Source organism: Kosakonia sp. HypNH10 (assembly GCF_029850615.1).
Classification (GTDB): Bacteria; Pseudomonadota; Gammaproteobacteria; order Enterobacterales; family Enterobacteriaceae; genus Kosakonia; species Kosakonia cowanii.
The window spans coordinates 450,071-470,193 of the sequence record NZ_JAOTIU010000001.1; the positions used below are offsets into that span (position 1 = coordinate 450,071).

The 20,123-nt window shown below is 56.2% G+C and carries 17 protein-coding genes and 1 pseudogene; 6 read left to right on the forward strand and 12 right to left on the reverse strand.

Annotated elements, in window-relative coordinates:
- The first annotated feature begins 177 nt into the window (after nt 1-177).
- Nucleotides 178-1,362, forward strand: coding sequence for a nucleoside transporter C-terminal domain-containing protein (locus N7V53_RS02330; protein WP_042713519.1), 1,185 nt, complete (start codon nt 178-180; stop codon nt 1,360-1,362).
- A gap of 39 nt (nt 1,363-1,401) precedes the next feature.
- Here N7V53_RS02330 and N7V53_RS02335 read toward each other — a convergent pair whose 3' ends face one another.
- Nucleotides 1,402-1,830, reverse strand: a complete 429-nt coding sequence (locus tag N7V53_RS02335; protein ID WP_279791867.1) for a DUF3574 domain-containing protein — start codon at nt 1,828-1,830, stop codon at nt 1,402-1,404.
- A 99-nt stretch (nt 1,831-1,929) separates the two neighbouring features.
- Nucleotides 1,930-3,438 (reverse strand): sodium/proline symporter PutP, encoded by a 1,509-nt coding sequence (putP, locus tag N7V53_RS02340; RefSeq protein ID WP_263752716.1) that lies wholly within the window; start codon nt 3,436-3,438, stop codon nt 1,930-1,932.
- Between the two features lie 417 nt (nt 3,439-3,855).
- Between putP and putA the strand changes: the two genes are divergently transcribed.
- Nucleotides 3,856-7,818 carry a trifunctional transcriptional regulator/proline dehydrogenase/L-glutamate gamma-semialdehyde dehydrogenase gene (gene putA, locus N7V53_RS02345; RefSeq protein WP_279791871.1) on the forward strand — a complete coding sequence of 1,321 codons (3,963 nt, stop codon included), beginning with the start codon at nt 3,856-3,858 and terminating at the stop codon, nt 7,816-7,818.
- Nucleotides 7,819-7,900: 82 nt separating this feature from the next.
- Entirely contained in the window at nt 7,901-8,386 is a 486-nt protein-coding gene (locus N7V53_RS02350; protein ID WP_279791873.1) for a DUF943 family protein, read from the forward strand.
- A 164-nt stretch (nt 8,387-8,550) separates the two neighbouring features.
- Here N7V53_RS02350 and N7V53_RS02355 read toward each other — a convergent pair whose 3' ends face one another.
- The 6 genes from N7V53_RS02355 to N7V53_RS02380 form a co-directional block, all read right to left on the reverse strand.
- The gene (locus tag N7V53_RS02355) at nt 8,551-9,153 is read right to left on the reverse strand and encodes an SIS domain-containing protein (protein ID WP_023481741.1); all 603 of its coding nucleotides are present in this window, start codon (nt 9,151-9,153) and stop codon (nt 8,551-8,553) included.
- On the reverse strand, nt 9,150-10,787 hold the full coding sequence (locus N7V53_RS02360; RefSeq protein WP_279791874.1) for an FGGY-family carbohydrate kinase: 1,638 nt from the start codon (nt 10,785-10,787) through the stop codon (nt 9,150-9,152). Before N7V53_RS02360 ends, N7V53_RS02355 begins: the two co-directional genes overlap by 4 nt.
- A gap of 16 nt (nt 10,788-10,803) precedes the next feature.
- Complete coding sequence (locus N7V53_RS02365; RefSeq protein ID WP_023481569.1) at nt 10,804-11,757, reverse strand: ABC transporter permease; 954 nt, start codon at nt 11,755-11,757, stop codon at nt 10,804-10,806.
- A 1-nt stretch (nt 11,758) separates the two neighbouring features.
- Nucleotides 11,759-12,745, reverse strand: a complete 987-nt coding sequence (locus tag N7V53_RS02370) for an ABC transporter permease (protein WP_023481635.1) — start codon at nt 12,743-12,745, stop codon at nt 11,759-11,761.
- The gene (locus tag N7V53_RS02375; protein WP_279791875.1) at nt 12,738-14,237 is read right to left on the reverse strand and encodes a sugar ABC transporter ATP-binding protein; all 1,500 of its coding nucleotides are present in this window, start codon (nt 14,235-14,237) and stop codon (nt 12,738-12,740) included. Before N7V53_RS02375 ends, N7V53_RS02370 begins: the two co-directional genes overlap by 8 nt.
- 107 nt (nt 14,238-14,344) lie before the next feature.
- Nucleotides 14,345-15,328 (reverse strand): autoinducer 2 ABC transporter substrate-binding protein, encoded by a 984-nt coding sequence (locus tag N7V53_RS02380; protein WP_023481662.1) that lies wholly within the window; start codon nt 15,326-15,328, stop codon nt 14,345-14,347.
- Nucleotides 15,329-15,733: 405 nt separating this feature from the next.
- Here N7V53_RS02380 and N7V53_RS02385 point away from each other — a divergent pair, with 405 nt between their 5' ends.
- Nucleotides 15,734-16,129, forward strand: coding sequence for a lysozyme inhibitor LprI family protein (locus N7V53_RS02385; protein ID WP_023481694.1), 396 nt, complete (start codon nt 15,734-15,736; stop codon nt 16,127-16,129).
- On the opposite strand, the gene rutR is transcribed toward N7V53_RS02385, so the two are convergent.
- Both rutR and N7V53_RS02395 read right to left on the reverse strand, forming a co-directional pair.
- The gene (gene rutR, locus N7V53_RS02390; RefSeq protein ID WP_279791876.1) at nt 16,126-16,752 is read right to left on the reverse strand and encodes an HTH-type transcriptional regulator RutR; all 627 of its coding nucleotides are present in this window, start codon (nt 16,750-16,752) and stop codon (nt 16,126-16,128) included. The genes N7V53_RS02385 and rutR overlap by 4 nt on opposite strands.
- A 183-nt stretch (nt 16,753-16,935) precedes the next feature.
- Complete coding sequence (locus tag N7V53_RS02395) at nt 16,936-17,121, reverse strand: general stress protein (protein WP_023481335.1); 186 nt, start codon at nt 17,119-17,121, stop codon at nt 16,936-16,938.
- A 420-nt stretch (nt 17,122-17,541) separates the two neighbouring features.
- Between N7V53_RS02395 and N7V53_RS02400 the strand changes: the two are divergent.
- Together N7V53_RS02400 and N7V53_RS02405 are read left to right on the forward strand one after the other, a co-directional pair.
- Nucleotides 17,542-17,678 (forward strand): annotated as a pseudogene (locus N7V53_RS02400) (NAD(P)H:quinone oxidoreductase); the annotation flags it as partial.
- Between the two features lie 48 nt (nt 17,679-17,726).
- Nucleotides 17,727-17,954: a YccJ family protein gene (locus N7V53_RS02405; protein WP_023481800.1), complete on the forward strand. Its 228-nt coding sequence runs from the start codon at nt 17,727-17,729 to the stop codon at nt 17,952-17,954.
- A 40-nt stretch (nt 17,955-17,994) separates the two neighbouring features.
- Here N7V53_RS02405 and agp read toward each other — a convergent pair whose 3' ends face one another.
- Together agp and N7V53_RS02415 are read right to left on the reverse strand one after the other, a co-directional pair.
- The gene (gene agp / locus N7V53_RS02410) at nt 17,995-19,242 is read right to left on the reverse strand and encodes a bifunctional glucose-1-phosphatase/inositol phosphatase (protein WP_279791878.1); all 1,248 of its coding nucleotides are present in this window, start codon (nt 19,240-19,242) and stop codon (nt 17,995-17,997) included.
- Nucleotides 19,243-19,388: 146 nt separating this feature from the next.
- A complete protein-coding gene (locus N7V53_RS02415; RefSeq protein ID WP_279791879.1) occupies nt 19,389-20,105 on the reverse strand; it encodes an SDR family oxidoreductase in 717 nt (238 codons plus the stop codon).
- Nucleotides 20,106-20,123 lie beyond the last annotated feature (18 nt).

Sequence of the window (20,123 nt, forward strand, 5' to 3'; positions counted from 1 at the left end):
GAGAATGATAACCGGATGTAACCGGCTAGCAGGCTAATGATTCCCTCGTCCGCTTTATGCAGAAGCCGTTGAAAAGCAGTAAAAAGTTAGCTAACGAAGCATTATCTTTCTGTTTACCGCCCCGCACGCCTGTGGCTAAATAAACGCCCGTTTCGTTTACCTGGCTACGCCCAAACTATGCTCAATTTTTTACATTTTCTGCTGGCGCTGGTGGTGATCCTCGCACTGGCCTGGCTGGTGAGTTTTGACCGCAAGCGCATTCCGTTTCGTTTCATCCTGCAACTGATTGTGATCGAACTGGCGCTGGCCTGGTTCTTTTTGCATGCCCAGAGCGGGTTAACGCTGATTAAATATGTCTCCGGCTTCTTTGAGGTGCTGCTGAAATTCGCCGCCGAAGGGACCGGTTTTGTCTTTGGCGGCATGAGTGAAAAAGGGCTGGCGTTTATCTTCCTCGGCGTCCTCTGCCCTATCGTCTTTATCTCCGCGCTGATTGGCATTTTGCAGCACTGGCGTATTCTGCCGATCTTTATTCGCCTGATTGGAACACTGCTCTCAAAGCTTAACGGCATGGGTAAGCTGGAGTCCTTCAACGCCGTCAGTTCGCTGATCCTCGGCCAGTCGGAGAACTTTATTGCTTATAAAGGCATTCTGGCGGATCTCTCTTCACGCCGGATGTTCACCATGGCGGCGACGGCGATGTCGACAGTATCGCTGTCGATTGTCGGTGCCTATATGACGATGCTCGACGCCAAATATGTGGTCGCGGCGCTGCTGCTTAATATGTTCAGCACTTTTATCATTCTGTCGGTGATTAACCCGTCGCGCGGGCAGGAAGAAGCGGAGATCAAGCTGGAGAAGCTGCATGAATCGCAAAGCTTCTTTGAGATGCTCGGTGAATACATTCTTGCCGGTTTCAAAGTGGCGATGATTATTCTGGCGATGCTGATTGGCTTTATTGCGCTGATCAGCGCCGTTAACGCCCTCTTCTCAGCGCTGTTTGGCATCAGCTTCCAGCAATTGCTCGGCTACGTCTTCTATCCGCTGGCGTGGCTGATTGGCATCCCGCTAAGTGATGCGCTCCCGGCTGGCAGCATTATGGCAACCAAGCTGGTGGCGAATGAGTTTGTGGCGATGATTGAACTGCAGAAGGTTGCGGCGCAGATGAGCCCGCGCGGGCTGGGCATTCTTTCCGTCTTCCTGGTCTCCTTCGCTAACTTTGCCTCCATCGGCATCGTCGCGGGTGCGATCAAGGGGCTGAACGAGCAGCAGGGTAATGCGGTTTCACGTTTCGGACTGCGGCTGGTGTATGGCGCGACGCTGGTGAGCCTGCTCTCCGCAGCGTTTGCCGGCGTGGTGCTCTAAGGTGAGATTTCCCTCTCCCGTTGCGGGAGAGGGACTCTGTCAGAACTGTACGCAGACCGCCTGGTCGACGCGCATCACTGACTCCTGGGCGAAACGCGATTTATAGACTCCGCGCAGCTCATCAATTTTTTTATCGCTTTGCGCATCCTTAACGTGGATCAGCATCAGGGCTTTACTCGGCTCCCGCGCCACTTTGCCATCGTTACCAAGCCACTGGCCGCGCGCATCAAACACCGTTAACCCTTCGCGAAAACGCGGCGTTACATCGCCATCAACAAACTGCTGCCACTCCTGGGCGGTAATCGCTTTACCTGCCGGGCGATTAAGGCCGAAATAGAGCGTCGTCTGCTCCATCCGATCTGCCGGTGCGCACTGCTGCGCCAGTAGTTGCGGCTTTTGCGCGGGTGCATTACAGCCCGCCAGCAGACCTGCCACCATCAATGCCATCGCCACTTTTATTGTTTTCATTCCCCTGCCCTCACGGTTAATTGTCGGCAAATATCAGCGTAATCCTCATGATTTAGCAACAAAAAAACCCGCCGCAGCGGGTTTTTTTAACAAGGGTACTTACTTCGCCTGCGCGCGAACCGGCGGCGCAGAGTGGTAATGGGCATCCGCTTCTGCGAAGCGCTGCTGCATAGCGGCAGACGGCGCTTTACCGATCAGGCTGAAGACCACAATCCCGAGGCTGCCGAAGATGAAACCAGGGATGATTTCATACAGGCCCAGCCAGCCGAAGTGTTTCCAGACGATAACGGTGACAGCGCCGATAATCATCCCCGCCAGCGCACCATTACGCGTCATGCGTGACCACATCACCGAGAGCAGCACCACCGGGCCAAACGCCGCACCGAAACCGGCCCACGCGTAGCTTACCAGGCCAAGCACGCGGTTTTCCGGGTTTGCCGCCAGCGCAATCGCCACCAGCGCGACCACCAGCACCATCGCACGTCCAACCCACACCAGCTCTTTCTGGCTTGCCCCTTTACGCAGGAACGCTTTGTAGAAATCTTCCGTAATTGCGCTGGAGCAGACCAGCAGCTGGCAGCTGAGAGTCGACATCACCGCCGCGAGGATCGCAGAGAGCAGGATCCCGGCAATCCACGGGTTAAACAGCAGCTGCGCCAGCTCAATAAAGACGCGCTCGGCGTTCTGGTTTACCGCGCCTGCCAGCGACGGGTTGGTATCAAAGTAGGCGATGCCGAAGAAACCGACCGCTACCGCGCCCGCGAGGCAGAGGATCATCCAGGTCATACTGATACGACGCGCATGCACAATGGTGTGGTGGGAATCGGCCGCCATAAAGCGCGCCAGAATATGCGGCTGACCAAAGTAGCCCAGCCCCCAGCCCATCAGCGAGACGATGGCGACAAAGTTGAGGCCTTTCAGCATATCGACGTTTTCGATGCTCTTCTGCTTGATCACTTCCAGCGAATCACCAAAACCACCGACGGAGATAATCACAATCACCGGGGTGAGGATCAGGGCAAAGATCATCAGGCTGGCCTGCACGGTGTCGGTCCAGCTAATCGCAAGGAAACCGCCGATAAAGGTATAAATAATCGTTGCCGCCGCACCGGCCCACAGCGCCGTTTCGTAGCTCATGCCGAAGGTGCTTTCGAACAGACGCGCACCCGCCACAATGCCTGAAGCACAGTAGATGGTGAAGAAGACCAGAATCACCACCGCCGAGATAATGCGCAGCAGACGGCTGTTATCTTCAAAGCGGCCGGTAAAGTAGTCCGGCAGCGTCAGGGCGTTATTGTTCGCTTCGGTGTGAACGCGCAGACGCCCCGCCACCAGCTTCCAGTTGACCCAGGCTCCGACGGTCAGGCCAATCGCAATCCAGCTTTCAGAGATGCCGGAGATAAAGATCGCTCCCGGCAGCCCCATCAGCAGCCAGCCGCTCATATCAGAGGCACCGGCCGATAACGCCGTCACTAATGGCCCAAGGCTTCGACCGCCGAGAATATAGTCATCAAAGTTTTTTGTTGATCGCCAGGCAATAAAACCGATCAGGATCATGCCAAAGATATAAATAAGAAAGGTCACCATCATCGGTGTGCTTATTGCCATCAAAATAGTCTCCAGGATCTTCGTCGACAAAGTCACTTTGCCGCTTTTATCCATCGCCGGAACGTAGCGACGGTGCGTATGTATTATTAGAAGCGCCCGTATCCTGCCGGAACCCTCCGTTATTCACAATTGATTTAACACACCATTTACATCGAAGATATGCCTCGGGGAATAGGATTTTGTTATAGGTTGCACTCCATCACATTTTTAAAGGTTGCACCTTTGAAAAGTGTTAGCAACCGCATAAATCCTGGCTTTCCAGCAGATTGCATCGTTCCTGTTACCTGTTTAGCTAATTAACAATTCATTCATTTCTCACCTTGCCAGCCAGCTCACAATTAACAAGGTTGCACAAAGTTGCAACATGGTGGATATTTCAGCCTATTGTGCAAAACACCATATAAACAGGAGCAACGCATGGGCACCACCACCATGGGGGTCAAGCTTGACGACGCCACGCGCGAAAGGATTAAAGCTGCCGCAGCGACCATTGACCGCACGCCGCACTGGTTAATTAAACAAGCCATTTTTAATTTCCTCGAAAAACTGGAGAGCAGCGAAGGATTACCTGAACTGGCGGGCGCCCAGGCGCACAGCGTGCAGGAAGATGAAGCCAGCGCGGTGATTGACGAAAGCCCGCAGCCGTTCCTCGACTTTGCCGAGCAGATCCTGCCGCAGTCGGTCTCCCGCGCGGCGATCACCAGCGCCTGGCGCTGGGCGGAAACAGATGCCGTGCCGATGCTGCTTGAGCAGGCGCGCCTGCCGCAGCCGGTGGCCGAGAGTGCCCATAAGCTGGCGTACCAGCTGGCAGAAAAATTGCGTAATCAAAAAACCGCGACCGGCCGCGCGGGCATGGTGCAGAGCCTGTTGCAAGAGTTCTCCCTCTCCTCGCAGGAGGGCGTAGCGCTGATGTGCCTCGCCGAAGCGCTGCTGCGTATTCCTGATAAAGCGACGCGCGATGCGCTGATCCGCGACAAAATCAGTAACGGTAACTGGCAATCCCATATTGGCCGTAGCGCCTCGCTGTTTGTGAACGCCGCCACCTGGGGTCTGCTGTTTACCGGCCGCCTGGTCTCTACCCATAACGAAGCCAATCTCTCCAGTTCGCTGAACCGCATTATTGGCAAGAGCGGCGAGCCGCTGATCCGTAAAGGGGTCGATATGGCGATGCGGCTGATGGGCGAGCAGTTTGTCACCGGCGAGACCATCGCCGAAGCGCTGGCCAACGCCCGTAAGCTGGAAGAGAAAGGGTTCCGTTACTCCTACGATATGCTCGGCGAAGCGGCGCTGACTGCCGCCGATGCGCAGGCCTACATGGTCTCTTACCAGCAGGCGATCCACGCCATCGGTAAAGCCTCCAACGGCCGCGGCATCTATGAAGGGCCGGGCATCTCCATCAAGCTCTCCGCTCTGCATCCGCGCTACAGCCGCGCGCAGTATGACCGTGTGATGGACGAACTCTATCCGCGCCTGAAATCCTTAACCCTGCTGGCGCGTCAGTACGATATCGGTATCAACATTGATGCCGAAGAGGCCGACCGGCTGGAGATCTCCCTCGACCTGCTGGAAAAACTCTGCTTCGAGCCAGAGCTGGCGGGCTGGAACGGCATTGGCTTTGTGATTCAGGCCTATCAGAAGCGCTGCCCGTTTGTCATTGATTACCTGATTGAGCTGGCGACCCGCAGCCGTCGCCGCCTGATGATCCGCCTGGTGAAAGGCGCCTACTGGGACAGCGAAATTAAGCGTGCGCAGATGGAAGGCCTCGAGGGCTATCCGGTCTATACCCGCAAGGTCTACACCGATGTCTCTTATCTCGCCTGCGCGAAAAAACTGCTGGCGGTGCCGAACCTGATCTATCCGCAGTTCGCCACCCATAACGCCCACACGTTGGCGGCGATCTACCAGTTGGCCGGGCAGAACTACTATCCGGGCCAGTATGAGTTCCAGTGCCTGCACGGCATGGGTGAACCGCTCTATGAGCAGGTGGTCGGCAAAGTCGCCGATGGCAAACTTAACCGTCCGTGCCGTATTTACGCCCCGGTCGGCACCCATGAAACTCTGCTGGCGTACCTGGTGCGCCGTCTGCTGGAAAACGGCGCTAACACCTCGTTCGTTAACCGTATTGCGGATAACACCCTGCCGCTCGATGCGCTGGTCGCCGATCCGGTTACGGAAGTGGAAAAACTCGCCGCCCAGGAGGGCCAGGTAGGCCTGCCGCATCCGAAAATTGCCCTGCCGCGCGCACTCTATGGCGAAGGCCGTATCAACTCGGCTGGTCTCGATCTGGCGAACGAACACCGTCTGGCCTCCCTCTCCTCTGCCCTGCTTAATAGCGCGGCGCAGAAGTGGTATGCCCATCCGATGCTTGAAGAGGCAGTAATGGAAGGCGAGGCGATTGCGGTGATCAACCCGGCAGAGCCGAAAGATGTTGTCGGCTATGTGGTGGAAGCGAGTGAAGCGCAGGTGAACCAGGCGCTGGAGAACGCGGTTAACCATGCGCCGATCTGGTTTGCTACGCCTCCGCAGGAGCGCGGTGCCATCCTGCAACGCGCCGCAGTGCTGATGGAAGACAACCTGCAAACGCTGATTGGTATTCTGGTGCGCGAAGCGGGCAAAACCTTTAGCAACGCGATTGCGGAAGTACGTGAAGCGGTCGATTTCCTGCACTACTACGCCGGCCAGGTCAGCAGCGATTTCGATAATGAGACTCATCGCCCGCTCGGGCCGGTGGTCTGTATCAGCCCGTGGAATTTCCCGCTGGCGATCTTTACCGGGCAGATTGCCGCCGCGCTGGCGGCCGGTAATAGCGTGCTGGCGAAACCGGCGGAGCAAACCCCGCTGATTGCCGCCCAGGGCGTGAAGATCCTGCTTGAAGCGGGCGTACCGGCGGGCGTGCTGCAACTGCTGCCAGGCCGCGGTGAAACGGTGGGCGCACAGTTGACCGGCGATGCCCGCGTACGCGGCGTGATGTTTACCGGCTCGACCGATGTCGCCACGCTCTTGCAACGTAACATCGCCACCCGCCTCGATGCCCAGGGTCGTCCGACGCCGCTTATCGCCGAAACCGGCGGTATGAATGCGATGATTGTCGACTCCTCGGCGCTGACGGAACAGGTAGTGATTGATGTGGTTGCTTCGGCGTTTGACAGCGCGGGCCAGCGCTGCTCGGCGCTGCGCGTGCTCTGTCTGCAGGAGGATATCGCCGACCATACGCTGACCATGCTGCGCGGCGCGATGGCCGAGTGCCGGATGGGCAATCCGGGACGCCTCTCTACCGACATTGGGCCGGTGATTGATGCCGAAGCCAAAGCCAATATCGAAAAACATATCCAGGCGATGCAGGCGAAAGGCCGCACCGTCTACCAGGCGGTACGTGAAAATAGCGAAGATGCCCGCGAATGGCGTACCGGCACCTTTGTGCCGCCAACGCTCATTGAACTGGAAAGCTTTGACGAGCTGAAAAAAGAGATCTTCGGCCCGGTGCTGCACGTGGTGCGTTATTCACGTAACCAGCTCGATCAACTGCTGGAGCAGATTAACGCCTCCGGCTACGGTCTGACGCTGGGTGTCCACACGCGTATTGATGAAACCATCGCACAGGTCACCGGTAATGCTCACGTGGGTAATCTCTACGTGAACCGCAATATGGTCGGCGCAGTGGTGGGCGTGCAGCCATTTGGCGGCGAAGGGTTGTCGGGCACCGGGCCAAAAGCCGGTGGGCCGCTCTACCTCTATCGCCTGCTGAGCAGCCGCCCGGAAAATGCGGTGCTGAAAACGCTTAACCGTCACGACGCCGAGCGCCCGCTCGATGCACAGGTGAAAACCGTGCTGACCCAGCCGCTGGCGGCGCTGACCGCCTGGGCCGCCACGCAGCGCCCGGAATTACATAAAGTTTGCGAGCAGTTCAGCGAGCTGGCGCAGGCGGGTACGCAGCGCCTGCTGCCTGGCCCAACCGGAGAGCGTAACAGCTGGACGCTGGCACCGCGCGATCGCGTATTGTGCGTGGCCGATAACGAGCAGGATGCGCTGGTACAACTGGCGGCCGTGCTGGCATCGGGAAGCCAGGCGCTGTGGCAGGACGACACGCTGCATCGCGATCTGGTGAAACAGTTACCGGAAACCGTCAGCCAGCGGATTAAATTCGCCAAAGCGGAGAGCCTGATGGCGCAGCCGTTCGACGCGGTGATCTTCCACGGTGACTCCGATCAGCTGGTGCATCTGTGCGAAAGCGTTGCAGCACGCGATGGCGCGATCGTCTCCGTTCAGGGCTTTGCGCGGGGTGAAACCAATATTCTGCTCGAACGCCTGTGGCTGGAGCGCTCCCTCAGCGTCAACACCGCAGCAGCCGGTGGTAACGCCAGCCTGATGACGATTGGTTAAATCTTCGGTCATATTGAAATTTGCTATTGCCCTACAAAAAAAGGCACCCTTAGGGTGCCTTTTTATTTGTGACGGAACGCAAATGCTCAGAATCAGAGAAGCAAATTCGACCAACCCGCTTCATCTCAAGACGCTGATAGCGCTTATCTCAGTGACCGTTTTGTTAATCAGCATTCTCATAAACTTCGCATTTTTCAGGCAACCCGAGATCATGGCAACCAAACAGAATCTCAATTTCTCTGATGTTGCGGTGAAAAATATTCCTTTTACTGAAAACGGGAAAATAGCGTGGTGGCAAGAGAACAAAGGTAAATTGCATAAAGAGTTCAATATCCCTGCTCCGGCAAAAAATGGCGACTGGTATATAAGTATCTGGAACTATGGTTCGGGTTTTCAAAACAGACCTGAAGGTGACATTCGGGTTTTCAGTTCAGAAACACAGGATATGATCTGTTTTAGAAATGACAGCGATAAATGTCTGCAAAAAGATCTTGTTATGCGCATTGAAAATAACCGAAGTGGCGGTGTGATTATTCAAATCGGTGATAAAGATATCCCTGTGGAATAGAAAAACAGGCAAAGCTCTCCTGACCTCTGATTACATGCCCGATGGCGCTGCGCTTATCGGGCCTACGGTGTGGAGTTTGAACCGTATTTGTAGGCCGGATAAGGCGTCAGCCGCCATCCGGCAGCGTGTCGGGAGTGACAGAATCGTTGTAATAAAAAAGCGCCTTACGGCGCTTTTTTTCGTAGTGTTAAACCGACGTCGCCGCCGGGGTGCACAGCGAGCAATGTCTCTTTTGAGTACCCGCTTTCGCTCATCAGGCAGGCGCAGGCGGCATCAAAAATCGCCAGCACCAGCACGATGGAGGTAGTAGCCAGCATATTGAGCGGATCGATCTCGCGCTGCACGCCGGTGGAGATCACCAGTCTTGATGCCAGCGCAATCGCCGAGGAGGGGTTTTCCGTCACACAGAGGACTGGCGTATCTTTCATCGCTAACCCAGGCAGCAACCGCGTTAACTCGTCAGAATTGCCGCCGCGCGAGAGCATAATCACCAGATCGTCTGGCCCGACAAAACCGAGATCGCCGTGCGCGGCATCGGTGGCGTTCAGGTAGATGGCCGGGCGCTCGACGCAGGCCAGCATATGGGCGATTTTACGTGCCGCAATGCCGGAGGTGCCCACGCCGGTAACAACAATCTTTCCCTTGCAGCCGCGCAGCTCCGCCATCAACGCCGCCCAGGTCGCGGGATCAAGATGGCGGCTCAGTGCCGCCAGCTCTTCGCTGTAGATGCGCCAGGCATTGCACGCTTGTTGCCAGCTTTCGCTCATGCCTCCTCCTGCATCAACGCGCGGTACTTCATATGATCCGCGTACATCTCATGGAAGACAGTGTATTTGCGGTCGTAATAGAGCTTGATGCGGTTGGTCTGCGGCGTCACGGTTTTACCAATGCGGCTCATCGCCGACATCGCTTCCGGGAAGCTGTCGAACACACCGGCCGCAATGGTGCCCATCATCGCCCCGCCAAGCAGCATCGCCTCGCTCTCCTCCGGCAGCAGCATCGCGCAGCCGGTAGCATTAGCGTGCTCCTGCACAAAGATCGGGTTTTTGGTGCCGCCGCCGCTCGCCATTACCGTATCAATGCTGTAACCGCTTTGATTCATGGTTTCGATAATGTGGCGCGTACCGAGGGCGATAGCCTGAATGGTCGCCAGGTAGTGCAGCGCCATATCTTCCGGCGTGCGCGACAGTTTCAGCCCGCTAATCACGCCGGTCAGCGTCGGGTTGGCGCGCGGGGAGCGGTTGCCGTGGAAGTACGGCAGGATATGAATATCGCGGGTCAGAAAGGCGATATTCTCCGGCTCGCCGGCCATTTTGCGCAGCAGCGCATTGAGCACTTCATAAATGGTCTGCCCCTGGGTTTTAGCCTGCGCGAGCAGCATTTCGTAACAAGGGTGAGACTGAATGACGTGGTCGATCAGCGCCCCGGTTGCCGACTGTCCGCCCTCGTTCAGCCAGTAGCCCGGCAGCACCGCCGAGTAGTAAGGCCCCCAGACGCCGCCGATAAAGCGCGCCTGCGGCGAAATCGCCATATGCCCGGTGGAGGTGCCGCCAATCAGCGCGACGCGACGGTCAAAATCCGCCATCTCACCCGACGGCCCGCTGGCACCAAGTGTACCCAGCGTACCGGCGTGGGCATCGATAATCGATACGCTGACCGCCGTGCCCGGCATCAGCCCCATCTCGGTAGCCGCGCGCTGCGACAGCCCGCGGCCAAGCGGTTCGCCCATCGTTTTCACGTAGCGGCCAATCTTCTCTGCGTCGTGTTCAAGCAGATCTTCAAGGCCAATCTGGCGGAAGTAGCTGGTATCCCACTTATCTTCATGGCCCATATAGGTCCATTTACACACCGTCGAGCAGAGCGAACGGGTATCGTCGCCAGTGGCGCGCCAGGTGAGAAAATCGGGCAGATCGAAGAAGAAGCCCGCGTTCGCCCAGGTATTCGGCATGTGCTGTTTCAGCCACAGCAGTTTTGGCGTCTGCATCTCCGGCGAGATAATGCCGCCGACATAATCCAGCACCCGGTGATGGGTGGCGTTGATGCGATCCGCCTGCGCAATGGCGCGGTGATCCATCCACACGATAATGTTCTGCTCGCTGCGCCCGGAGGGGCTGATGGTCAGCGGGTTGCCCTGTTTATCCAGCACCACCAGCGAACAGGTGGCGTCGAAGCCCAGCCCTTTGACCTGAATCGGGTTGATATCGGCCTGATTGATGGCATCGCGCACGGCGTTACACACCGCCTGCCAGATGTTGTCGGAGGATTGCTCGACGAAATCGGCCTGCGGGCGATAGATCTCAATGCTCCTGCTGGCCTGGCTGACCATCCGGCCCGTCAGGTCAAAAATGCCCGCGCGGGCGCTGCCGGTCCCTACATCCACACCAATAAAGTAGCTCGCCATTTTTTTTCTCCCGAAATCAGGCTTTACGATTCTGTAATGCGATAAAGAGGATCAGCACCGCGCCCCAGAGCGCCATCGTCAGATAGCTGCTGATACCTAATAAATTAAAGCCACTTTCCAGCATCTGCAGCACCACCAGCGCCAGCACCAGCCCGAGCACGCGGCCAAAGCCGCCGTCCGGATTAATGCCGCCGAGCACCGAGGCCAGAATGGTTACCAGAAGATAGGATTCGCCATACCCCGCTTTCGCGGAGTTAAATTTCGCCATCATCAAAATGGCGGCAACCCAGCCGAGCAGCGCGGAAATGACATACACCGCAATCTGCACGCGCACGGTGTTGACACCGCTATAGCGCGTTGCCTGTTCGTTCGAGCCCACCAGATAGAGGCTGCGCCCGAGCGTGGTGTGCTCCAGCAGCACCCACAGCAATAACGCCACCACTAAAAAGAGCAGCAGCGCCACCGGAATACCAACAATCGTGGCGTTACCGAGGTACTGGATCGCCGCCGGGAAGCCAGAGATCACCGTGCCGTTAGAGAGCAGAATATTGAGCCCGGAGATCAGCGTCATGGTGCCGAGGGTCGCGAGGATCGGCGAGACGCCCACCCAGGCGACTAAGGTGCCATTCAGCACGCCAATCGCCACCGCCGTCAGCAGCCCGGCAAACAGGGCTAACGCCAGAAAGAGTGGATTATCCGGGTGCATCACAATTACCGCCGCCATCACCAGCGAACAGGCGTTAGCGCCAGCAATGATCGACAGGTTGATGCCGCCAGTCAGCATGGTGATCCCCATGCCAAGCGCCAGCATGCCGAGGATCGGCAGCTGCGATCCGATGGACTGGAAGTTAGCGACGCTGAAAAAGCGCCCGCCGAGCAGGAAAGAGAAGATCAGCGCGACGACGACAATAATCACGCACTGCAAGCGGATGATGGCATCACCGGGCAGGATTCGGACGATGGATTTCATCTTATAGCTCCCTTGCGAGTTTGCGTTTTTCATGCCACGCGGTGGCGCTGATACTGACCAGAATGATCGCGCCGCTAAAGACCGTGTGCCAGTAAGAGGAGACGCCAAGCAGCGTTAAGCCGTTTTGCAGGAAGGCGAGCAGGATCACACCGAGCAGCGTACCGATTAAGGTGCCGCGCCCGCCGGACATGCTGGTTCCGCCCAGCACCACCGCCGCCAGCACTGTCAGCTCATAACCAAACAACGAGTTGGGTGCCACCGATTGGGTGATCTGCGCCTGAACCACCGCCGCAACGCCCGCCAGAATGCCCATATAGCCGTAAACATAAAAGTGCAGCTTCAACAGGTTCAGCCCAAGACGCGACGCCGCATCGCGGTTGCCGCCCATGGCATAGATTTGCCGCCCCAGACGGGTGTAGTTCATCAGCACGGCGGTAAAAATAATCGTCGCGCCAAGGCAGATCAGCGGCAGGGTCAGGCCATAGTCATAGCCGTCCGCGCCGGTAAAGGTGAACCAGCTGATGCCGTTCATAAACCAGTCCGGGAAGCCATACAGCCAGGTGCCTTTGGTGGCGTAGACCAGCAGACCGTAAAAGAGGTTCAGGGTGGCAATGGTGATGATGATTGCCGGTACGCGCAGCCAGTAGACCAGAAAGCCGTTGATCAAGCCGAGCAGTAGCCCCACAGCCATCGCTAACGCCAGCGCGAGCACAAAGTTGCCGCCGTGGGCAATCACCCAACTGGCCATCGCATATTGCGCAATCGCCGTCATCGCCGGGAAGGAGATGTCGATACCGCCAGAGATCAGCACCACAAACAGCCCACAGGCCAGAATGCCGAGGATGGCATAACTGGTGGCGACATCCGTTAAATTGCCGAGGGTGAAAAACTCATCGGTGCGGATCGTCAGACCGACCGCCAGCGCAACCACCAGCACGCCAAGCCAGAACTCATGTTGCCCAATCAAGCGGGCGAGCGAGTTACGCATTGACCACCTCCGCGATCTCCTCTTCGCTACAGCGGTGCGGATTGAACTCCGCCACCAGTTCACCCCGGCGCATCACCAGCACGCGGTGGCTGTTGTAATAGGCTTCCGGGATTTCATCACAAATCATCAATACTGCCATTCCCTGCTCTGCCAGCTGGCGGGCGATCTGATAGATGCCCTCTTTGTTGGCGATATCGACGCCTACGGTCGGCGAGTCGAGGATCAAAATCCGCGGCTGCGTGGCGACCCATTTTGCGATAGCAATACGCTGGGCATTGCCGCCGGAGAGGGTTTTCACCGGCAGTTGCGGGTCGGAGACTTTGATATTCAGGTTACTGATAAGATCCTTTACCAGCTGTCCGGCTTTGGCGTGATCGAGCAAGCCGCTGCGGGTGTGGAGCTTGTCGAAGACCGTGACAATGGTGTTGTCATAGATCGACTGCTCCATAATCAGCCCCTGAGTTAAACGATCTTCCGAGACATAGCCGATACCGTGGCGAATGGCGTCATGGTTATTACGCATTTTTACCGGCTTATCATTAATGCGGATTTCGCCATCTTCAGGCTTCGTCATGCCAAACAGGCTCATGCAGAGTTCGGTGCGCCCGGAGCCCAGCAGCCCGACAATCGAGACGATCTCGCCGCTGCGCAGCGACAGATTGATATCGCGGTATTTCCCTTTGCGGCTTAAGTGGCGCAGCTCCAGCATCGGCGGCTGGTCAACCGGCGGTTTTTCCGGCAGCGGGCTGTAGTGGAAACGCTGCCCGGTCATCAGATAGGCCAGTTCGTGGCTGTCGAGTTCGCTGGCGGGCCAGGTGCCGACCAGCTTGCCGTCGCGCATCACGCTGATGCGATCCGCCACTTCCATCACCTCATCGAGGCGGTGGCTAACAAACACTACGCAGATACCGGCGGCTTTCAGTTCATTGACCACGCGCAGTAACCCATTCACTTCCTGACGGGTTAAAGACGCGGTTGGTTCATCCATGATCACCAGCCGGGCTTCGGCGGCAATCGCGCGGCAGATCGCCACCAGTTGGCGGTCGGCGATAGAGAGTTTTTCGACCTTTTTATCCGGGTCGAGGCGCACGCCAATGCGCGCCATCGCGGCCAGCGCCTGTTTGCGCATCGCACCGCGACGTACCCAGACGTCGCCGCCGGGCAGATAGCGATGCAGGGCGATATTTTCCGCCACGCTGAAATTGGGAAACAGGGAGAGATCCTGGTAGATCACCTGAATGCCGTAATGGGCGGAGAGCTGCGGCGACAGCTGATGAAAGAGCTTGCCATCGAGCTCAATGCTGCCGCCTTTTTCCGGGTGATAGACGCCGGAAATCACTTTGATGATGGTGCTTTTCCCGCAGCCGTTTTGCCCTGCCAGGCAGTGAACTTCGCCTTTTTTGAGGGTTAAATTCACCTTATCCAGCGCCAGCACGCCCGGGAATTGCTTGCTGATATTCTCAAGAGTGATAAATGCGGTGGGGTCGGTCATCGACAATACCTCTGCCAGCGCCCGTGAAGGACGCGAGGATGAAATCTGCGGCGGAAGAGCCGGCCTGAAAGGCCGGCGTTCCGGTTCCCTGGTGTGGCCTGTGAGGCTCAGAAACCGAGTGTTTTAGCGTTTTCTTTTGTCACTTCGAGGATCTTATTAAAGCGGATCACTTTCTTATTCATATCAACATCGGCTTTGCCCAGTCCCTCGATGGAGAGATCGGACGTCACTTCTTTTCCTTGCAGCAGCTGGTCGGCGACGGTCACCAGTGCGTAACCGGCATCACGCGGGTCCCACAGCAGTGCTTTTTTGATGTCGCCGCGCATCAGATAAGGTGCAGCCTGCGCCGGCATCGCGATGCCAACAACCGCCAGTTTATCCTTCGCGCGTTTCTTCTGAACGGCCTGCCCTGCGCCAATAGGCCCAAGCGATCCGAAACCAATTACCCCTTTCAGATCCGGGTAGGTTTTCATCAGGTCAAGGGTGGTGGCATAGGATTTATCAATGCTCTCTGCCACCGGCAAACGCGAGGTGACTTCAAACATATCCGGGTACTTCTCTTTCTGGTATTTGATGGCGTAATCAGCCCAGGCGTTGTGCAGCGGCACGGTCAGCGAGCCGACGTAAATGGCGTAACCGCCCTTACCGCCCATATCTTTTGCCAGCTCATCGACGTTAGCCTGCGCATACTTTTCGCTATCGATGGTTTCAATATCCCACTGGCCGATCTGCTGGTCCGGGGATTCGTGGGTCAGTACCACAATGCCTTTGTCGCGCGCTTTTTTCAGCACCGGCTCCAGCACCTTCGCGTCATTTGGCACCACGATAATGGCGTTAACGTTTTTCGCGATCAGATCTTCGATCACTTTCACCTGCTGTGCCGGATCGGGTGTGGAAGGCCCGGTCTGGTAAGCATTAACATCCAGTTTTTTTGCCGCTTCGTTGACGCCGGTCTCCATGCGGTTAAACCACGGGATCCCGGTCACTTTCGCAACAACGGCAATCTCATACTTCTGGGCGGCAAAAGCCTGCCCCGAAAGCATGCTGGCAGAAATCATCGCTGCGCTAATCAGGGCGAGTTTGAATTTCATGGTTGTACCTTTCTTAAGGGAAAGTCGCGGTGAGAGATTAACAACGAAGGGAAGAGGCAAAACAGCGAAAATGCCATAAATGTGATGCATGCCCAAAATTGTTATATTAAAGATAATTTATGGTTAAATTAAAGTTAAAAGAAGAAATGTCTGCCCCTGATTGCGCGTGAGGTTTGTTAAATAAAGAACAAATTACAACTTTTTATTAACATTTAATTAACTAAAACCTTTTTAAGAGGTTTTTATGTGCCCGATTCTGGCGTGTCTCGCCAGCAGAAAAATATCAGTTTTGTGAGCTGAAACGAATAGAGCAATCCATTCATCAGGATGACCGATGGCAAAGTGACATTTTTTATAGGCTGTGTTAATAAATTTGCTGAATGAATTGATAAGGAAGGGAAGACAATGAAACGATGCTTGTTGATGCTGAGCGCCTTGCTGCTCAGCCAGCCGCTCTACGCTGATGAGTGTGATAACGCCTCAACGCAGGGGGAACTCAATAGTTGCACCGCTGCGCAATATCAGAGCGCGGACAAAAAGCTTAACCAGACTTATCAGGAGGCGCTGAAGCGCTCGTCGCCGCAGCAGGCTGAGTTACTGAAAAAAGCACAGAAAAGCTGGATAGCCGTACGCGACAACGACTGCGCGTTTGTCAGTTCCGGCTCAGAGGGCGGCAGCGTTCAACCGATGGTGCAAAACCAGTGCCTGGCGGATAAAACCAGTGAACGCGAAGCGTGGCTCGCCTCGCTGTTGCAGTGCGAAGAGGGCGATATGAGCTGCCCGCTTCCGCCCGCTCATTAACGCACGCGGATGCCTTCAATAATCATGCGCTGCACGTTGTCGACGGTGCGCTGAAAAAAGGCTTCATCCTGCAGGGTCGCGCCGGTGACCGCTTCCACCTGGGTGGCGAAATCGGCGTAGTGCTGCGTGGCCGCCCAGATCATAAAGATCAGATGGTGCGGATCGACGGCAGTGAGTTTGCCGCTGGCGATCCAGCCGGCAATGATCGCTGACTTCTCCTCCACCAGCGTTTTCAAATCACCAGTCAGCTCCGCTTTCAGCAGCGGCGCGCCCTGCAACATTTCATGGCAGAAAAGGCGGGAGGCCTGCGGATGATCGCGCGATACCTCCAGCTTAAGGCGAATATACTCTTTGATCGCCGCAAGCGGCTGTAAGTCTGAACGAAATGCTCTGAGCGGTGCCAGCCAGACATCCAGCAGTTGACGCAGCACGGCGACGTAGAGCGCCTCTTTTGACGGGAAATAGTAGAGAAGATTGGTTTTCGAGACACCAGCCTGATCGGCCACCTGCTCCACGCGCGCGCCGTGAAAGCCGAGACGGGAAAAAACTTCCAGCGCCGCGCTGAGAATAGCCTGTCGTTTTTCGCTGCCTGCCCGCGTACGTTTACCCACTTCCTTTGCCATACCTACTCCATCACCCTAACCTGGCTGCAGCATAGCAAAGGTCGCCGTCTGGCTCGACCCTCTGAGCAGCTTTATCCGGTGGAAGATTGAAGATGGCGTGGGCGATCGGAGGCGAAAAAAAACCGCCGGGTCTCCCCGGCGGCGGGCATTTCCGATAACCTCCGGGGTTACCGACAGGTCGCGCTAGCTGTTGCCGTTATTGCTCCGGCTACCGTGACTGTTTTTGCCCCCTTTTTTACCTGCTTCTGAGGCGCGCTGAGGATCGTTTTTAAAGTTCCCCCCGCTCTGCTGGCCGCCTTTGCGACCTGCTGCTGATGCTCTTTCACGGTCTTCAGCGAAGTTACCTGAACCACCACGATGATTTGCCATCTCTTCACCTCCAGTCGGTGTTAGTGAAATATCAGACATCTTTCTGCATTCAGTAAAAGAGAACTCTTTCACCTCACGACGTTAAAGCTAACCCTTTAACTGCGCCGCGTGAGAATAAGCTTAGTGGAACGCGGCCCATCGGCGAATCCTCATTAACATTTTGCAACAGCTTCGGGGCCGAGCGGCAGAAGTGACTTAAGCGAAACCAATAAATAATTCTTATGTATAGGGAAATTAACAGGGTTAAAAATGTGTCAAAACGTAACCATAAAATCGCGCGGGGAAACAGTCTTAATTATCAGCAATGACGCGTGTCGGTTTGCACTCTCGCTATCACGTCATACCCTTAATAGGGGACGCAGCTTATCGCTGCGCAGTGAACGTTTCACGAGGAACAGCCAATAGCGGCACTGGCGCAGTCAGGAACATACAATTTCCTAATCCTGAACTACGCTTGCTCATCATGGGATGATGATTGTTCCCATCGGCAATGCCGCGAAAGAGCTGTCTGATATTTCGCATCTTGCGGCAGCACGCCTTATGGCGCGACAACGATTGCCGGCATGGCAGTCAAACTGAACGGCTAACTTTAACAGGAGGCGCTTATGCCAACTCAGGAAGCAAAAGCTCATCGCGTGGGTGAATGGGCCAGTCTGCGTAATACATCGCCAGAAATCGCCGAAGCGATCTTCGAACTGGCTGATTACGACGAGGTTCTCGCCGAGAAGATTTGGGAAGAAGGCAGCGATGAAGTGTTGATGCGCGCCTTTGAAAAGACCGATAAAGACTCCCTCTTCTGGGGTGAACAGACCATAGAGCGCCAGAACGTCTAGCGCTTCGGCTCCCCCATTTTTTGGGGGAGCGTACCTGCTTTTACTGTGCAACTTTGCGCATCACTTCACTGAATTTTTCCATCGGACAGAATCCGTTACTGTCGGTCGGGCAGCCCGTTAACTCCAGCGTGTAACGTTGCACCGGCGAATCAAATCCCATTTTTGCTACGTTACGCATCTGCTCGGCGGTGAAGTAGAGATACTCAATCTTCATCAGATCGCGGTTGCTCTTACCATCATGCCAGCGCTGGAACACCACTTTGCCGCTGATGGGCGTCTGCTCAAACTGTCCGGGCAGTTGCCACGGTTTGGCATCCAGCGCCGCCAGCAACGAGGCGATATTGGAGTCATGGCCAACCAGCAACGTCACTTTCGGCGCAGCGGCGGGCTTCTCCACCAGCTGTTGATCGAGGTAATTGAGCAGCGGTTTTGCCACATTGCGCGCCACCTCTGGCGTGGTAAAGAGAATGGACTGATAGCTGTTTTTCAGCTTCTCCAGCAGTTGCCACTGCTTGTCGCTTTTAATTCCGCCAAAGGCAACTTCATCCTGCGGGAAGCCTTCGTAATATTGCAGGGTAAATGCATCCACCAGCGCATTTGCCGTTTTTAGCGGCCCGCTAACGGAGGGCTCCAGCCGGTAATCGGCACGGAAGGTATCCTTTCCATCACTGAGGGTGCAGGGTTTGTCGCTTTGCGCTTTGCAAGTTGGCGAAGCCGGATAATCGACAATCTGCTCCAGCAGCTTATAGCTCTCAGTCAGATCGACACCCTGGCGGCTAGCCTCCATTGCTTCAACCGCTTTCTGGCGAAAATCGTCGCTATCTTCAGTGATAACCGGGTTAAACAGCGGGTCCATTTCACCCATTTTGCGCTGATGGAAGATCGGCACATCGCAGGCAATAAAGACGTTACTGACAAAGAATTGCGCGGTGTCGTGGGTGCGCGGCAGGCTGTTTGCCCAGGCGAAAAACTGTTTCTTTGTCGGGCACTGTTCGGTAGAGAGCACTTTTTCGTGGGTCATCCACTTACGCATCTGGTGCGCAAAAAAGATCTCCACCAGCGCACCGCGATCCGTTAACTCCCCGCCCGCCACTTTCCAGGTTGGCCACGGTTTGGCGGTGGCCTGCGCCAGCGCACTGCCGTTATTTGCCAGCGGTGCGCGAATACCGTGGCGGCTGACAATCACCACCTGTTGCAGGCTGTAGCCCTGCGGTGTCGTTTGTTGCGCCATCGCGCTGGGTAATGCCACGGCCGCGGCGATGGCGGCTGACCAGAATAAACGTTTCATCCCTTGTCCTTGTATCTCAACACGATGAGGCAAGTGTGACACAACCGCGCAGCGGGTGGATGCAGGCAACCCCGCTTTAATCACATCAGCCGCCCTGGATCACAAAAAAAAGGAGCCGCGAGCGGCTCCTTGCAACGGTGCAGATCTCAGTAAGGGCTTTGGGTATGGCGCACAATGATCTCGCTGACATCGACGCTGTCCGGCTGATCAATGGACCACGCAATGGCATCCGCAATCGCCTCTGCGGGTAACGCGATACGGCGAAAGCCCTCCATCGACTCTTTCGCGCTGGGATCGGTAATATGATCGGCAAGTTCAGAAGCGACCACACCCGGGCTTACTACCGTGACGCGAATGCAGTCGCTCTCCTGGCGCAGCCCGTCGGAAATGGCGCGAACGGCAAACTTGCTGGCGCAATAAACGGCAGAGAGCGGAAAGACCGCATGCGCGCCAATAGAAGCCACGTTGATGATCTGCCCTGCCCGCTGCTGCTGCATGGTCGGCAGCACCGCCGCGATGCCGTTCAGCACCCCGTGAACGTTAACGTCGATAGTCTGACGCCACTCCTCCATTTTCAACGCCGCCAGCGGTGAGAGCGGCATTACGCCAGCATTATTGATCAGCACATCGATGCGGCCATATTGTTGCAGCGCAAATTGCGCCATCTGCGCCAGATCTTCCGCCTGGGTTACGTCAATGGCTAAACAGTCGATACTACCCAGTTCATCACGCAGAGCCTGCAAACGCTCAATGCGGCGCGCGCCAATAACCAGCTGATGACCCGCCTGCACCAGGCGACGTGCAGTCGCTTCACCGATCCCACTGCTTGCGCCAGTGAGCAGAATAATTTTGCGATTACTCATCTCTCTTCTCCTGTATTA

Bases quoted from the DNA above. Each gene is read 5' to 3' on its own strand.
- N7V53_RS02330 (WP_042713519.1), top strand. From the start codon at position 178: ATGCTCAATTTTTTACATTTTCTGCTGGCGCTGGTGGTGATCCTCGCA.
- N7V53_RS02335 (WP_279791867.1), bottom strand. From the start codon at position 1,830: ATGAAAACAATAAAAGTGGCGATGGCATTGATGGTGGCAGGTCTGCTG.
- putP (WP_263752716.1), bottom strand. From the start codon at position 3,438: ATGGCAATAAGCACACCGATGATGGTGACCTTTCTTATTTATATCTTT.
- putA (WP_279791871.1), top strand. From the start codon at position 3,856: ATGGGCACCACCACCATGGGGGTCAAGCTTGACGACGCCACGCGCGAA.
- N7V53_RS02350 (WP_279791873.1), top strand. From the start codon at position 7,901: ATGCTCAGAATCAGAGAAGCAAATTCGACCAACCCGCTTCATCTCAAG.
- N7V53_RS02355 (WP_023481741.1), bottom strand. From the start codon at position 9,153: ATGAGCGAAAGCTGGCAACAAGCGTGCAATGCCTGGCGCATCTACAGC.
- N7V53_RS02360 (WP_279791874.1), bottom strand. From the start codon at position 10,787: ATGGCGAGCTACTTTATTGGTGTGGATGTAGGGACCGGCAGCGCCCGC.
- N7V53_RS02365 (WP_023481569.1), bottom strand. From the start codon at position 11,757: ATGAAATCCATCGTCCGAATCCTGCCCGGTGATGCCATCATCCGCTTG.
- N7V53_RS02370 (WP_023481635.1), bottom strand. From the start codon at position 12,745: ATGCGTAACTCGCTCGCCCGCTTGATTGGGCAACATGAGTTCTGGCTT.
- N7V53_RS02375 (WP_279791875.1), bottom strand. From the start codon at position 14,237: ATGACCGACCCCACCGCATTTATCACTCTTGAGAATATCAGCAAGCAA.
- N7V53_RS02380 (WP_023481662.1), bottom strand. From the start codon at position 15,328: ATGAAATTCAAACTCGCCCTGATTAGCGCAGCGATGATTTCTGCCAGC.
- N7V53_RS02385 (WP_023481694.1), top strand. From the start codon at position 15,734: ATGAAACGATGCTTGTTGATGCTGAGCGCCTTGCTGCTCAGCCAGCCG.
- rutR (WP_279791876.1), bottom strand. From the start codon at position 16,752: ATGGCAAAGGAAGTGGGTAAACGTACGCGGGCAGGCAGCGAAAAACGA.
- N7V53_RS02395 (WP_023481335.1), bottom strand. From the start codon at position 17,121: ATGGCAAATCATCGTGGTGGTTCAGGTAACTTCGCTGAAGACCGTGAA.
- N7V53_RS02405 (WP_023481800.1), top strand. From the start codon at position 17,727: ATGCCAACTCAGGAAGCAAAAGCTCATCGCGTGGGTGAATGGGCCAGT.
- agp (WP_279791878.1), bottom strand. From the start codon at position 19,242: ATGAAACGTTTATTCTGGTCAGCCGCCATCGCCGCGGCCGTGGCATTA.
- N7V53_RS02415 (WP_279791879.1), bottom strand. From the start codon at position 20,105: ATGAGTAATCGCAAAATTATTCTGCTCACTGGCGCAAGCAGTGGGATC.